Here is a 15066-nt window from a genome sequence, read left to right on the forward strand (position 1 = left end):
TCAATGTCCTCCCGTCTTGGCGCCAGCGACGATGAAGCCCGGGATGGCGACTTTTTTCTCGATCAGGTGCATCAGCACCACCACCAGCAGGTTGACGACGACGTAGATGATGGTGGCGGCCGAAAACGCTTCGAACACCTGGAAGGAAAACTCCTGGATGGCACGCGCGCTGGCCGTCAGTTCGATCAGGCCGATGGTCAGCGCCACGGAACTGTTCTTGATGATGTTCAAAAATTCGCTGGTCAGCGGCGGCATGATGACGCGTGCGGCCATCGGCAGCAAAATGAAGCGGTAGGTTTGCGGCAGGGTCAGGCCCAGCGCCGTGCCGGCCAGCTTTTGCCCGCGCGGCAGTGCCTCGATACCCGTCGTCACCTGCACGGCCACGCGCGAGGAGGTAAAGAATCCCAGGCACAGCACGGCCGTGACGAAGGGCGCGTTCGGCAGCGACTTGACCCAGGCACCGAGGTCGGGCGGCAGCAGTTCCGGCATGACGAAATACCAGAGGAACATCTGCACCAGCAGCGGCACGTTGCGGAACAATTCGACGTAGGCATTGGCCACGCCCACCAGCCATTTGTTCGGCAGGGTGCGGATGGTGCCGACCACCAGGCCCAACATCAAAGCCATGATCCAGGCCGCACCGGCCGTGGCCAGTGTCCAGATCAAACCGGACCACAGGGTGTCCATATACGTGCCCACGCCATCGGGAGAAATCTCCCAGAAGATGCGCCAATTCCAGTTGTAATTCATGATCATCCTTCGCATGCAGCCCGAGGACAGCGGCCAGCCGGCCCCCCGTCCCGCAAATAAATCGGGAGGCTTGCGCCCCCCGGTTTGTTACGCAATATTTACTTTTTCCGCTTGTCCGAAGTCTTCTGCGCTTCGGGCACGGCCGCATACGCGGCCGGGTCGCCGGAGTCGGTCGGATTGGCGAACACGGCCTTCAACTGCGGCGGCATGGGGAACTTCAGGTTGATGTTTTTCGGTGGAATCGGCGAAGTAAACCATTTCGCGTAAATGCGGTTGATGTCGTCGCTCTTGTACAGGCGGATCAGCGCATCGTCGACTACTTTCTTGAAGGCCGGATCGCCCTTGCGCAGCATGATGCCGTACGGCTCGACCGACAGCGCTTCCTTGGTGATTTCGTAGTCATTCGGATTTTTCGAGTTGGCCACTTGCGACGCCAGCAGGATATCGTCGTTGGCTTCGGCCACCGCGCGGCCCGTTTCCATCATCAGGAACGATTCAGGATGATCCTTGCCGACGGCGATCGTCATGCCCAGGTTCTTTTCCTTGTTCAAAATCGTCATCTGCTTGATGGTCGACGTGCCGGCCGTGGCGACCAGGGTCTTGCCGCGCAAGTCTTCCAGGGTCTTGATGTTCGAGGATTTTTTCGCCAGCACGCGGTTGCCGATGACGAACATGGTCGGGGCGAATGCCACCTGCTGCTGGCGCTCCAGGTTGTTCGTCGTCGAGCCGCACTCGAGGTCGATGGTGCCGTTGGCCATCAGCGGGATGCGGTTGGCCGAGGTGACGGGGCTCATCACCACTTTCAGCTCGCTCATGCCCAGGTGCTTTTGCAGGGCCGTGACGACTTTCATGCACAGGTCGATCGAATAACCCTGGTATTGCTGCTTGTCATCGAGATAGGAGAAGGGCACGGAGCCATCGCGTACACCGAGGGTGACGGAACCGGCTTTCTTGATCTTGGCCAAGGTGCCGGTCAATTCCTGAGCCTGGACTGGCGACATGCTGCTGATGACGCCAACGCTGAGCAGCGTGGCGATGATTTTGGTCAATTTCATAAATTCTCCTGGGCGGACAAACCGGATAGATTCCGAACGAAACAACTGTGGTGCAGACGCCACCATTGGAATTAATTTTATTTCATTTTCAGCACCCGACCAGCCATTTTCTGCGATTGCCCGCAAATAGGCGCTATACGTGCGCTGGAATCAGCGCGGCTGTAGCATTTTTCCTACTGATTTCACATTTCCGATTTATTTTGCCGGCGCCAGCCCCGCCAACTCGTCCTCTTGCGCCTCATCGTCCATGTTCGCCTGCTGGCGTTGCCACATCTGCGCGTACAGGCCATCGAGCGCCAGCAATTGCGGATGCGTACCCCGCTCGACGATGCGGCCATGGTCGAGCACCAGGATTTGCTGGGCGTCGGCCACCGTCGACAGACGGTGCGCGATGACCAGGGTGGTGCGGTTCTTGGCGATGTCCTTCAGCTGCGACTGGATCGCCTGCTCGGCCTTGGAGTCGAGCGCCGAAGTGGCCTCGTCGAAGATCAATATCGCCGGGTCTTTCAGCAAGGTGCGGGCAATCGCCACGCGCTGCTTTTCGCCGCCGGACAACTTCAAGCCCCGCTCGCCCACCATCGAATTGTAGCCATCTGGCAAGCTTTCAATAAAATCATGGATCGATGCCGCTTTCGCCGCGGCCACGATGGCTTCCTTGCTGGCGCCCGGCTTGCCGTAGGCGATGTTGTATTCGATGGTGTCGTTGAACAGCACCGTGTCCTGCGGCACGATGCCGATGGCCGCGCGCAGGGAATCCTGGGTGACGGCGCGCAAGTCCTGGCCATCGATGGTGATGCCGCCGCCATCGACTTCATAGAAGCGGAACAGCAGGCGCGACAGGGTCGACTTGCCCGAACCGCTGTGGCCCACCACGGCCGTCGTCGTGCCGGCGGGGATCTGGAAATCCACATCGAACAGGATTTGCCGCTTGGCTTCATAACTGAAATCCACGTGCGCAAAGCGCACGGCCGCGCCCCGCGTGACGAGCGGTTTTGCTTCCGGCGTATCGGCGATTTCGCGGTTTTCGTTCAGCAAGGAAAACAGGCGTTCCATGTCGGCCAGACTTTGCTTGATTTCGCGGTAGATGACGCCCAGGAAATTGAGGGGAATATACAGCTGGATCATGAAGGCGTTCACCAGCACCAGGTCGCCCAGGGTCATCGTGCCGGCGATCACGCCCACCGTGGCGCGCCACAAAATCAGGGTGACGGCCGTGGCGATGATCAGGGACTGGCCCGTGTTGAGCAGGGACAGCGAGGTCTGTGATTTCACGGCCGCCGATTCATAGCGCTGCAAGCCTTCGTCGTAGCGCTTCGCCTCGTAATCCTCGTTGCCGAAATATTTGACGGTTTCATAGTTGATCAGCGAATCGATGGCCTTGGTATTGGCTTTGGAATCGAGGTCATTCATGGTGCGGCGGAAATGCGTACGCCAGTTCGTCACCAGCACGGTAAAGGCGATGTACGACACGAGCGCCACCGCCGTGATCACGGTGAACCAGATGTCGTAATGCAAGACCAGGTAGCCGAGCACGAGGGTGATTTCCACCAGGGTCGGCAAGATGTTGAACAGGGTATAGGAAATGAGCGAACCGACGCTGCGCGTGCCCCGTTCGATGTCGCGCGTCATGCCACCCGTCTGCCGGTTCAGGTGAAAGCGCAGGGACAGCGCATGCAGGTGGCGGAACACTTGCAGCGCAATGGTGCGCACGGCCCGCTGCGTGACCCGGGCGAACAGGAATTCGCGCAGCTCCGTAAACAAGGTGGTCGACAGGCGCAGCAAGCCGTAAGCCACCAGCAAGCCGACGGGCAGCACCAGCAGCGCTTGCGGATGGGCCGCCGTGATCGTCATGGCGTCGACGAGTTTTTTCAGGATCAGGGGCACGCCCACGTTGGCCAGCTTGGCGCCTACCAGGCAGAGCAGCGCCAGCAGCACCCGCCATTTGTAAACCCACAAATACGGCAGCAAGGTCTTGATGGTGGCGAAATCGCTGTGGCTGGCGGAAGCGGGCGAGCGGGGCGGAGGGGGAGTCGGGGAGCGGCGCATGGCGAAGGTCGGCTTTTTATGGTTCAATCGGGGCAATTGTAGCCTTTCATGAGAATAAAAGATGAGCACCTCCTCCGCCCGCCCCGATAACTGCCTCGCCTCCGGCCTGCCCGCCGGAAAAATGCCGGAATTGCGCATGATGCCCGCGCCGTCCGACGCCAATGTGTACGGCGACGTCTTCGGCGGCTGGATCATGGCGCAGGTCGATATCGCCGGCTCCCTGCCGGCCACGCGGCGCGCCAACGGCCGCGTCGCCACCATCGCCGTCAACTCCTTCGTCTTCAAAAACCCCGTGTTCGTCGGCGATCTGCTATCGTTCTACGCCGATATCGTCAAGGTCGGCAATACCTCGATCACCGTCAATGTCGAGGTGTATGCCGAGCGCAACCGCCTCCAGGCGTGCATCGTGAAAGTCACGGAAGCGACCCTGATCTACGTGGCGACGGACTCCGACCGCAAGCCGCGCAAGGTGCCGCCGATCGAGACCCTGCTGTCGACTTGATTGTCGCAATAATTCCACAGCATGGATAACCAGCGCCGCATCTTCCTGCAGAGCGCTGCGCGCATCACCGCGCTGGCCGCCGCCGGCAGCGTGCTGTCCGGTTCCAGCGCGAGCGCCGCCACGCGCATGAATGGCGCCGGCTATCCATTTGCGCTCGGTGTCGCCTCCGGCTCGCCCTTGCCCGACGCCGTCGTGCTGTGGACGCGCATCTGCCACGACCCGCTGCACGCAGCGGCCACGCCCGCCATCGCCCTGACCGTGCGCTGGGAAGTGGCCGAAGACGAGGCGTTTCGCCGCATTGCCGCCAAGGGACAGGCCACGGCCATGCCCGCCCTCGCGCACAGCGTGCACGTCGACGCGGGCGGCCTGGCGCCCGGACGCTGGTACTGGTATCGCTTCATGCTGGGCGACGCCGTCAGTCCCGTGGGCCGCACGCGCACTGCGCCCGAGCCCGGCGCCATGCCTGCCTCGCTGAAACTGGCCGTCGCTTCATGCCAGCACTGGGAATTCGGCGCGTATGGGGCGCACCGGCACATCGCGGCGGCCGCGCCCGACCTGGTGGCCTTCCTCGGCGACTACATCTATGAGTGGGGACCGTACCAGCTGCAGCATCCAAGCCGGGCCGTGCGCACGCACGAGAGTTTTACGCTGGACGATTACCGCGCCCGCTACGCGCAATACAAGAGCGACCGCGACTTGCAGGGCGCGCACCTGGCCGCGCCGTGGATCGTCACCTGGGACGACCATGAAGTGGCCAACGATTACGGCAAGGACCGCGACGAGTTGCTCACGCCCACCTTCTTGCAGCGGCGCGCAGCCGCCTACCAGGCGTTTTATGAACACATGCCGCTGCGTTTGCTGCCGCTGGGCAGACGGGGCTTTGTCGACATGCGCATCTACCAGCGCTACGACTGGGGCCGGCTGGCGCGCTTTCACGTGCTGGACGACCGGCAATACCGCGCCTATCACGCGTGCGCCAGGCCGGGCCGCGGGGGCTCCAATTCCGTCACCACGCGCAACTGCCCCGACTTGCTGAAGCCGCAGCGCACGATGCTGGGCGAGGAACAGCAGCGCTGGCTGCAAGCGGGCCTCGATGCTTCTCCCGCGCGCTGGAATATTGTGGCCCAGCAAACCCTGATGGCGCAATCGAGCCAGGTGCCCATATTGCGGCCCGGCGACGAACGCGTCTGGACCGATGGCTGGGATGGCTACCCGATGGCGCGCCAGCACCTGCTCGACGCCCTGCAAAGCAGCAAGGCGAGCAACCCGCTGGTGCTGTCGGGCGACGTGCACACTTTCTATGCGAGCGAGCTGAGCCGCAACGCCATGCGGCCCACCGGCAAGAACAATCCCGTGCTGGCCACCGAGTTTTGCGGCACCTCGATCACCTCGAGTTCACGCCCACAGGCGCGCACGGAGCAATACGTGGCGATGAACCCGCACATCCGCTACGGGCGCAGCGACAAGCGCGGCTATATGTTGATGGAGATCACGCCGGAGAAAACCACGACCCTGTTCCAGGGCCTGGACAATGTGCGCGACAGCGCATCGACCATCGCGACACTGGCCAGCTTTGTCGTGCGCGACGGCAAGGCGGGCTTGCAAGCAAGCTAGCAAGTCCCTTTCAAGGCATCGCGGTAGCGCCGGCTGACGGGCACTTCCCCGCCAGTGGACAGCACGGCACGGGCATCGCCCGATTCCAGCGGCACGATACTCTGCACGAAATCGAGGTTGGCGATATAGCTGCGGTGCACGCGCACAAAGCGCTTGCCGTCGAGGCGGCGCTCGATGGCCGCCATGGTCGAGCGCAGCGGGTAATCGTGGCCGCGCACGTGCAAATTCACATAGTTGCCCCAAGCCTGTATCCATTCGATATCCGCTGCGGGCAGCAGAAAATCCTTGCCCAGCTTGCGCACCAGGAAGCGCTCGGGCTGCTCCACCGGTTCCACGGCCGGCCCTTCGTCCGGTTCACCGAGCAAGGTCGCCTCGCCTTGCCAGCGCATCAGCAGCAACTGGTAAAAGCCCACGGCCAGCAAGACAAGGAAGTAAGCACGCACATCTTTCAGGTATTCATACGGCAGCTCGCGCCACCAGGCGCCAAAATCATAATGGCTGCCGGCGCTCCAGTACGCCAGCTTGCGCAAGGCCACCATGGCCGCCACATGCACGAGGCTGTAGACGACCGACGCGGCCAGGTGCCAGCGCAGGTTCTGGCGCTGGAACACGAGGTGCAGGGGCCGGTACTGGCCCGCCAGGATCACCACGGGCACCAGCGCCAGCAGCACCAGATTGCTGCTCCACTCCCACACGGCCACTGCCCAGAACGGCGTGTCAACGCCGGTGCGCTGCAAATCGGTCCACGCCAGCCAGCTGTTCACGCTGGCCTGCAGGAGATACAGCGCGATCCAGAATCCAGGCTCGGCCACGCGCCGCCAGCGTTGATAACGTTGCAACAAGTCAGGGGAAGCGATGCGCATGGGTTCAGTGGTGAATTAGTTGCACGATTGTAACGTCCCACACCCGTCCCAGGCCATCCATTCGTCACAGCCAGCCGTCCGCTGATCCCATTTCGCTGGCTGCCAGCCCCGTCGCTGCCTATGCTGGGGCCTCCTTCACCACTTCCTTCCGATCATGAGCCATGACACCCGCCGCCACGATATCGACGCCTTGCGCTTTCTCGTCTTCAGTCTGCTGATCGTCTATCACACTGCCCTGCTCTACATGGATGGCTGGAACTTTCACATGCACAGCAGCTACGCCACCGATGCCTTGAACATGCCGCTGGTCTTCCTGAACCGCTGGCGCATGGAAATCGTCTTCCTCATCTCGGGCGTGTCGTGCGCCATGATGACGCAGGCCTCGCGCAGTGCCTTCCTGTGGCGCAGGGTCAAGCGCCTGCTCTTGCCGCTGCTGTTCGGCATGGCCGTCATCATCCCCATCCAGCCGTATTGCGAAGGCGTCAGCAAGGGATTGATCGAGCCTGGCTACGGACAGTTCCTGCTCCATTACTTTGGCGGTTATGCCTGGCCCGAAGGCGCCTTCGCCGGATGGCAATTTGGCTTTACGTGGAATCACTTGTGGTATCTCGTGTACTTGCTGCTGTACACCATCGTGCTCGTGGCGCTGCAGCCGCTGCTGGGACGGATAAAACCGTACTTCCGGCGCCTGCGCGGCTGGCGCCTGCTGGTCTTGCCGGCCCTGCCCGCCCTGGCCGCCACGGCATTCCTGAAGATGCGCTATCCGGAAACCCATGCGATAGTGCGCGACTGGTATGCGCACGGCATCTATTTCACGCTGTTCGTGTATGGCTGGTGGCTGGGCAATGACAAGGGCTTGTGGGCGGAACTGGCGCGCCTGCGCTGGCATACGCTGTGGCTGGGTCTGGGCGCGTTTGCCGTGTACATGGCATTCGACCAGATTTATTCGGAGAACCTGCTGACCTGGGCCTCGTTTGGCTCATGGCCGATGCGCAACCTGTACATGTGGCTGGCCATCTGCGCCATCCTGGGCTGGTCGCACACTTTGCTCAATAAACCGTTTGCCTGGCTGCCATGGGCGCGCCAGGCCGTCTTTCCCTGGTACCTATTGCACCAGAGCGCAATCGTGCTGCTGGCCTACTGGCTCGTGCCCCTGAAACTGGGCCCCGTGCTGGAGCCACTGCTGATCTTCATCGGGACGGTGGCGACCTGCTGGCTGGGGACATCGCTGCTGATCAGCAAGATCAACTGGCTGCGCCCCTGCTTCGGCTTGCCCGCCCAGCCAGGGCGACGCCTGACGGCGGACACAGCCTTGGCGGCGAACTAGGCAACCTTCTTTTCGTCGCGCAATTGACGGCGCAAGATCTTGCCGACATTGGTCTTCGGCAATTCATCGCGGAACTCGATGTATTTCGGTTTCTTGTAGGCCGTCAATTCATGTTTACAATGCTCGCGGATCTGTTCCACCGTCAGGTTCGGATCCTTGCGCACGACAAACACTTTTACGGCTTCACCCGCGTTGGCGTCCGGCACGCCGATGCAAGCGCACTCGAGCACGCCCGGGCACGAGGCGACCACGTCTTCCACCTCGTTCGGATACACATTGAAGCCGGACACGATGATCATGTCTTTCTTGCGATCCACGATTTTTACGTAGCCGCGCTCGTCCATGACACCCACGTCGCCCGTCTTGAAGTAACCGTCGGCCGTCATCGACTTGGCCGTCTCGTCCGGACGCTGCCAGTAACCGGCCATCACTTGCGGGCCGCGCACGGCGATCTCGCCCGGCTCGCCCAGCGGCACTTCCACGCCATCGTCGTTGAGAATCGCCACCTCCGTCGACGGGAACGGCAAGCCGATGGTGCCCGTAAATTCCGTGATGTCGACACGGTTGCCCGTCACCACGGGCGACGTTTCCGACATGCCATAGCCTTCGATCAGCGGGCAGCCCGTCAGTTTCAGCCAGCGTTCGGCCACGTTGCGCTGCAAGGCCATGCCGCCGCCATTGCACACTTTGTAGCTGGAGAAATCGAGCTTGGCAAAATCGGCATTGTTCAGCAGCGCGTTGTACAAGGTATTGACGGCCGGGAAGACGACGATCTTGTGCTTGGACAATTCCTTGACGAAACCGGGGATGTCGCGCGGATTGGGAATCAGCACGTTCAAGCCGCCCACGCGCATGCCCATCAGGGCGCTGACCGTCAACGAATAGATGTGATACAGGGGCAAGGCGCACATGAAGCCCATCGAGGTGGCGCGCATCTCCTTGGTCATCACGGGCGAAATCCACGCCTCGTTTTGCAGCACGTTGGCGATCACGTTATGGTGCAACAACATCGCGCCCTTCGACACGCCCGTCGTGCCACCCGTGTATTGCAGGAAGACGATATCGTCATGCCCCTGCTGCACCGGCGTCAGGCTCAGGCGTGCGCCTTCGGCCAGCATCTTGTTGAAACTGATGGCGTTCGGCAAGGAAAACGCGGGCACCATTTTCTTGATATTGCGCACGACGAAGTTGACGATGGTGCCTTTCAGTCCGCCCAGCAAGTCGCCCATGGTGGCAACGATCACGTGCTTGACCTGGGTATGCGGCAACACCTGCTCGACCGTGGTGGCGAAGTTTTCCAGCACGATGATCGCTTCGCTGCCCGAGTCGATCAGCTGGTGCTGCAATTCACGGGGCGTGTACAGCGGGTTGACGTTGACCACCGTGTAGCCGGCACGCAAGATCGCCGCCATGGCCACCGGATACTGCAGCACGTTCGGCAGCATGATCGCCACGCGCGCGCCCGTCTTCAGGCCCTTGCTTTGCAGCCAGGCGCCCATCTGCAGCGACAGCTTGTCGAGCTCGCGGTAGGTGAGGAATTTATCCATGCACACGAAAGCGTTGCGGTCCGCATATTTCTGGAACGACTCTTCCAGCAAATGCGTGACGGAACGGTATTGCGTGCAGTCGATCTCTGCGGGAACGCTGTCCGGGTACGACTTCAACCAAATCTTGTCCATCTATGCCTCATCTTTATCTGTAGAAAGGGTGTGCAGCCTGATGCGCACACCCTGCACTGTTTATGCTGCTATCTTCGTTTCGTCACGCAGGGCGCGACGCAAAATCTTGCCAACGTTGGTCTTCGGCAGTTCATCGCGGAACTCGATGTATTTCGGCCGCTTGTAGCCCGTGAATTGTTCCTTGCAATACGCGGCCAGCACGGCCTGGGTCAGGTTCGGATCCTTGCGCACGACAAACACTTTCACGGCTTCGCCAGAATGCTCGTCCGGCACGCCCACGCACGCGCACTCGAGCACGCCCGGATGGGCCGCGATGACGGCCTCGACTTCGTTCGGATATACATTGAAGCCGGAGACGAGGATCATGTCTTTCTTGCGGTCGACGATCTTCACGTAGCCGCGCTCGTCCATGATGCCCACGTCGCCCGACTTGAAGTAGCCGTCGGCCGTCATGACCTTGGCCGTTTCATCGGGACGGTTCCAGTAGCCGCTCATCACTTGCGGGCCGCGGATGGCGATTTCGCCCGTCTGCCCCAGTGGCACTTCCTTGCCGTCATCATCGAGGATGGCGATCTCGGTCGACGGCACGGGCAAGCCGATGGTGCCGGAAAACGCCGTGCTGTCGGCGCGGTTGCAGGTGGCGACAGGCGACGTTTCCGACAAGCCATAGCCTTCGATGATGGACACGCCCGTCACTTGCAGCCATTTGTCGTTGACGGCTTGCTGCACCGCCATGCCGCCGCCATTGGCGATCTTCAAGCCCGAGAAATCGAGCTTGGCGAAATCGGGGTGATTGACCAGCGCGTTATACAAGGTATTGACCGCAGGCAGCAGATTGAATTTGTACTTGCCCAGCTCCTTGATCAGGCCCGGGATATCGCGCGGATTCGGGATCAGGATATTCAGCGCGCCCACGCGCGTACCCCACATCGCGCACGCCGTCAGGGCGAAGATATGGTACAGCGGCAAGGCGCACACGACGATCATCTGCTCCTGACTGTTCTGGTCGAGCGCCGCGCCCGACCACGCTTCGCTTTGCAGCACATTGGCGATCACATTGCGGTGGCTCAAGGTCGCGCCTTTCGACACGCCCGTCGTGCCACCCGTGTATTGGAGGAAGGCGGGGTCGTTGACGCTCAGCTCGACGGGCGTGAGTTTCATGCGGCTGCCCAGCGCCAGCGCCTGCTTGAAGCGCATGGCGTTCGGCAAGGAATACGCGGGCACCATCTTCTTGACGTTGCGCACGACAAAATTGACGATCATGCCCTTCAAGCCGCCCAGCATCTCGCCCATGCTGGCGACGATGATGTGCTTGACGGCCGTCTTGCCCAGCACTTGCTCCAAGGTATGGGCAAAGTTTTCCAGCACGATGATGGCTTCGCTGCCCGAGTCGTTGAGCTGATGCTCGAGTTCGCGCGGCGTATATAAAGGGTTGACGTTGACCACCGTGTAGCCGGCGCGCAGGACGGCGGCAATGGCGATCGGATACTGCAGCACGTTCGGCATCATCAGGGCCACTCGCGCGCCCTTTTTCAGGCCGCGGCTTTGCAGCCAGGCACCCAGCTGGCGCGAGTAGGTATCGAGTTCGGCATAGGTGAGAAATTTGTCCATGCAGACATAGGCGTTGCGGTCCGCATATTTTTGAAACGCTTCTTCCAGCAAATGCACCAGCGAACGATATTGATCAGGATCGATGTCGGCGGGGACGCCGGGAGGATACGACTTCAGCCAAATTTTTTCCATCCTGTGCCTCTTGTCTCGAATAATCGTGGGGGAGCCGGCGCACCTTGCCGGCGCGGATCATTGCTGCGGATTCTGTTGTCCGGCAGTCAGTTTGAGCATTCTGACGAGCAATTGCTCTATGCTACTAATGCGATGCTATCGGGCGCCGCGCTTCCATGCAAGCGCTTTCAACAGTATTCGAGCGACAACTCTAGGACGCTTTTGTGCTGCACTGCAGCATGATAAATACGCTGTTGCAGGATCGTCCGGCTCGGCGTACCAGACAATCTTTACGGGTCAGGGGCTGGACAATTGTTCCAGCGCATGCCTGCGCTCAGGCTTGCTGAGTTGAGACATTGTGTGCACTGCAGCATAAAAAGCACGAAAGTTCTTTTTTTCTTCCAGCAATTTTTTGAAGGCTGGCAAAAATTCATTGTAGGTGGACACGGAAGCCAGGTGCGCATTGCTCAATGGCTGCTCGAACCAGCGGTCATAACCGGCAAAACCACCCCAGTGTTGCTTGAGCAATTGATATGCCTGTTTCAGCGCCACGAACACCTGCGCCTTGCGCGCGCGTTTCTCCGCATCGCTGGCGTCGCTCGCATACACGGTCTCCAGTTCGCCACGGTATTGCAGCAGCAGGGCGAGGAAATCCTGACGCCGCGCCGTGTACTGGGCGTATGCCGCGCGCATCGCGTCATTGCCCTCGCGCGTCAGCCAGCGCTGCACGCCTGCCTCTTCCACGGCGCTGGCAAACGATTCATTGAAGGCAGAATCGCCGGGCACGTACACGACCTGGTGCGCCAGTTCATGGAAGATCAGGCGCGCCAGTTCCGCATCGTTGTAATTGATAAAGGTCGACAGCAAGGGATCGTCGAACCAGCCCAGCGTGGAATACGCGGGCACGCCACCCACCTGCACGTCGTAATGCTGGGCGCGCAGTTCGGCCGCATACGCGAGTGCCTCGTCCTTGCTGTAATAGCCGCGGTAATTGACGCAGCCGGCGATGGGAAAACACCATTGCAGGGGCTGCAGCGACAGTTCCGGCGTGGCCACCACGTTCCACAGCACGAAGGGGCGCTGCAGGGAGGCGTAGTTCTTGTAGCTGCCATTGTCCGGTAAATCCAGCTCGCTGACGGCAAAGCGGCGGATCTGCTGCGCCTTGGCCAGGCGCACTTTCAGTCGCGGCTCGGTGGCCGGGTCGTCGAGCCAGTCGCCGATGGGACGCGCGCCGGACCACAGCGCATATTGCCCCTGCGCCGCCTGCGTGTAATAGCGCAACTGCGTGCAGCCGCCCAGCACCACGCACAAGGTACCGACAAGCAAGCGGGCCGGCCAGCGCGCCATGGTCAGCCAGCCTTTTCCACTTCGACCAGCGTATCGTAGAAGGTCGGCGCGCGGCCCATGTCCGTCAGGCGCTGGCTCGTCACTTCATTGGCGTTCTTGCCGTCGCTGGCCAGTTTCTTCCACCACACGGACAAGCCCACCACCAGGCCGCGTCTCGCCTTGTCCGTGACCCTGGCCTTGGCCACGAAGCTGCCGCGGTCGTTGAAAATGCGCACCATGTCGCCGGCCGCGATGCCGCGCGCGGCGCAGTCGTCAGGGTGAATGTCGAGGTGCGGCTCGCCCTCGGCCGCGCGCAGGCTTTTCACGTTCACAAAGGTGGAATTGAGGAAATTGCGTGCCGGCGGAGAAATCATGGCCAGCGGATAACGGGCCGCCAGCGCGGGGTTGCTGGCTGGCGATTCGTGCGGCGCGATATAGGTGGGCAAGGGATCGAGCCCCGCCTGCGCCATGGCGCTGGAATACAACTCGCACTTGCCCGATGGCGTGGGGAAACCACCGTGGGCAAATGGCGCCTCGGCCATGGCCAGCTTTTGCCAGCCCGTGCGCTTCAGCGATTCCCAGTCGAAATGCACGGCGCGCGCATCCGTCGTATCGAACGCCTTGGCTGCCAGCGCGTCGTCGCTTTCCTGGAAGCATGGGTCATCAAAGCCCATGTGCTGCGCCAGCAAACGGAAGATTTCCGTATTCGCCTTCGCTTCGCCCAGCGGCGCCACGGCCGCGTTGTTCGCCATCATGTACAGGTGGCCGTAGGTGGAGTGCGCGTCGACGTGTTCGAGCTGCGTGGTGGCAGGCAACACGATGTCGGCGTAATCGACGGTGTCGGTCTGGAAGTGTTCGAGCACGACCGTAAACAAATCCTCGCGGGCAAAACCCTGCGCCACTTTCGAGGAGTCAGGCGCCACGGCCAGCGGGTTCGAGTTGTAGACGATCACGGCTTCCACTTGCGGACCGAACTCGGCGGAACTTTCTTTCAGCAAATCGTCGCCGATGGTGCTCATGTTGATGGTGCGCGGCGCGCCTTTCAATAAGTCGGGGCGTTGCAGGGCCTTGCGGTTGACGGGGAAGGAACCCGAGCTCGACAGCTGCATGCCGCCGGCCGGATGGCGCCAGGCGCCCGTCAGCGCCGGCAGGCAAGCGATATTGCGCACGGCCATGCCGCCGCCGTGCACGCGCTGCACGCCGTAGTTGGCACGGATGGCGGCGCCCTCGCCGGAGCGGCAAGCCTGACCGTACAGGCGCGCCAGGTCCACCACTTCGGCGGCCGTGATGCCGCACACCTCGGCCACGCGCTCGGGCGGCCATTCCAGGGCACGCTGTTTCAGTTCCGCATAGCCGATGGTGTACTGCGCGATATAGTCATGGTCGACCAGCTCTTCCGTGATCAGCACATGCATCAAGCCCAGCGCCAGGGCTGCATCGGTCCCCGGCAGCAAGGCGATGTGCTGATGGCATTTCTCGGCCGTCAGCGAGCGGTAGGGGTCGATGGCGATCAGGGTGGCGCCGTTACGCTTGGCCTCTTGCGCGCGCATCCAGAAGTGCAGGTTCGAAGCGATCGGGTTGCCGCCCCAGATGATGATCAATTTGGCTTTCTGGAACTGCTCCATGTCCGTGCCGATGCTGGCGCCCACCGTGTAGCGGTAGCCCGTGGCGCCGGCCGAGGCGCAGATGGTGCGGTCCAGCAAGGAAGCGCCGAGCTGGTTGAAGAAACGCGAGGACATCGATTCGCCCTGCACCAGGCCCATGGTGCCGCAGTAGCTATACGGCAAGATCGCCTGCGGATCGCGCGCGGCGATCGGTTTCAAGCGGGCGGCGATGGTCTGCAGGGCTTCTTCCCAGCTGATGCGCTCGAACTTGCCTTCGCCCTTCTTGCCCACGCGGCGCAGCGGATGCAGCAGCCGGTCCGCATGGTAGGTACGCTCCGTGAAGCGCGACACCTTCGTGCACAGCACGCCAGCCGTGGTCGGGTGGTCCGGATCGCCCTTGACGGCCGTGGCCACCCCATCGGTCACGGTGACCAGCAAGGCGCAGGTATCGGGGCAATCGAGCGGGCAGGCGGCGCGCACTTGGGTGGTGGTCATGGGGCAATCCAAAAACGTTGGGGGAAGGCGATACTGTAAACCATTCCGCGCGCTTGCTGTTGGCGCCGTGGCAAGCACGTCCG

Annotated in this window: 11 protein-coding genes; 3 read left to right on the top strand and 8 right to left on the bottom strand. The window is 61.7% G+C overall.

Annotated elements, in window-relative coordinates; genetic code table 11:
* The 3 genes from CLU90_RS17020 to CLU90_RS17030 form a co-directional block, all read right to left on the bottom strand.
* Positions 1-750, bottom strand: a complete 750-nt coding sequence (locus tag CLU90_RS17020) for an amino acid ABC transporter permease (RefSeq protein WP_092712271.1) — start codon at positions 748-750, stop codon at positions 1-3.
* Between the two features lie 98 nt (positions 751-848).
* A complete protein-coding gene (locus CLU90_RS17025) occupies positions 849-1805 on the bottom strand; it encodes an amino acid ABC transporter substrate-binding protein (protein ID WP_092712154.1) in 957 nt (318 codons plus the stop codon).
* Between the two features lie 195 nt (positions 1806-2000).
* Positions 2001-3851, bottom strand: coding sequence for an ABCB family ABC transporter ATP-binding protein/permease (locus CLU90_RS17030; protein WP_100429498.1), 1851 nt, complete (start codon positions 3849-3851; stop codon positions 2001-2003).
* 61 nt (positions 3852-3912) lie between these two features.
* Here CLU90_RS17030 and CLU90_RS17035 point away from each other — a divergent pair, with 61 nt between their 5' ends.
* Complete coding sequence (locus tag CLU90_RS17035; RefSeq protein ID WP_092712156.1) at positions 3913-4353, top strand: acyl-CoA thioesterase; 441 nt, start codon at positions 3913-3915, stop codon at positions 4351-4353.
* Between the two features lie 21 nt (positions 4354-4374).
* Positions 4375-5967 carry an alkaline phosphatase D family protein gene (locus CLU90_RS17040; protein ID WP_100428476.1) on the top strand — a complete coding sequence of 531 codons (1593 nt, stop codon included), beginning with the start codon at positions 4375-4377 and terminating at the stop codon, positions 5965-5967.
* Here the strand turns inward: CLU90_RS17040 and CLU90_RS17045 are convergent.
* Positions 5964-6830 (bottom strand): LytTR family DNA-binding domain-containing protein, encoded by an 867-nt coding sequence (locus CLU90_RS17045; protein WP_092712160.1) that lies wholly within the window; start codon positions 6828-6830, stop codon positions 5964-5966. The two genes, CLU90_RS17040 and CLU90_RS17045, sit on opposite strands and share 4 nt — an antisense overlap.
* Positions 6831-6984: 154 nt before the next feature.
* Between CLU90_RS17045 and CLU90_RS17050 the strand changes: the two genes are divergently transcribed.
* Positions 6985-8157 (top strand): acyltransferase family protein, encoded by a 1173-nt coding sequence (locus tag CLU90_RS17050; protein WP_100428477.1) that lies wholly within the window; start codon positions 6985-6987, stop codon positions 8155-8157.
* Here the strand turns inward: CLU90_RS17050 and CLU90_RS17055 are convergent.
* From CLU90_RS17055 to CLU90_RS17070, 4 genes are all read right to left on the bottom strand, one after another.
* The gene (locus CLU90_RS17055) at positions 8154-9836 is read right to left on the bottom strand and encodes a long-chain-fatty-acid--CoA ligase (RefSeq protein ID WP_100428478.1); all 1683 of its coding nucleotides are present in this window, start codon (positions 9834-9836) and stop codon (positions 8154-8156) included. The two genes, CLU90_RS17050 and CLU90_RS17055, sit on opposite strands and share 4 nt — an antisense overlap.
* 60 nt (positions 9837-9896) lie before the next feature.
* Positions 9897-11579: a long-chain fatty acid--CoA ligase gene (locus CLU90_RS17060; RefSeq protein WP_092712166.1), complete on the bottom strand. Its 1683-nt coding sequence runs from the start codon at positions 11577-11579 to the stop codon at positions 9897-9899.
* A 276-nt stretch (positions 11580-11855) separates the two neighbouring features.
* A complete protein-coding gene (locus CLU90_RS17065; RefSeq protein WP_100428479.1) occupies positions 11856-12905 on the bottom strand; it encodes an aminopeptidase in 1050 nt (349 codons plus the stop codon).
* A gap of 2 nt (positions 12906-12907) precedes the next feature.
* Positions 12908-14983 (bottom strand): molybdopterin-containing oxidoreductase family protein, encoded by a 2076-nt coding sequence (locus tag CLU90_RS17070; RefSeq protein WP_100428480.1) that lies wholly within the window; start codon positions 14981-14983, stop codon positions 12908-12910.
* Between the last annotated feature and the right edge of the window lie 83 nt (positions 14984-15066).

The organism is Janthinobacterium sp. 67 (assembly GCF_002797895.1).
Taxonomy (GTDB): domain Bacteria; phylum Pseudomonadota; class Gammaproteobacteria; order Burkholderiales; family Burkholderiaceae_D; genus Janthinobacterium.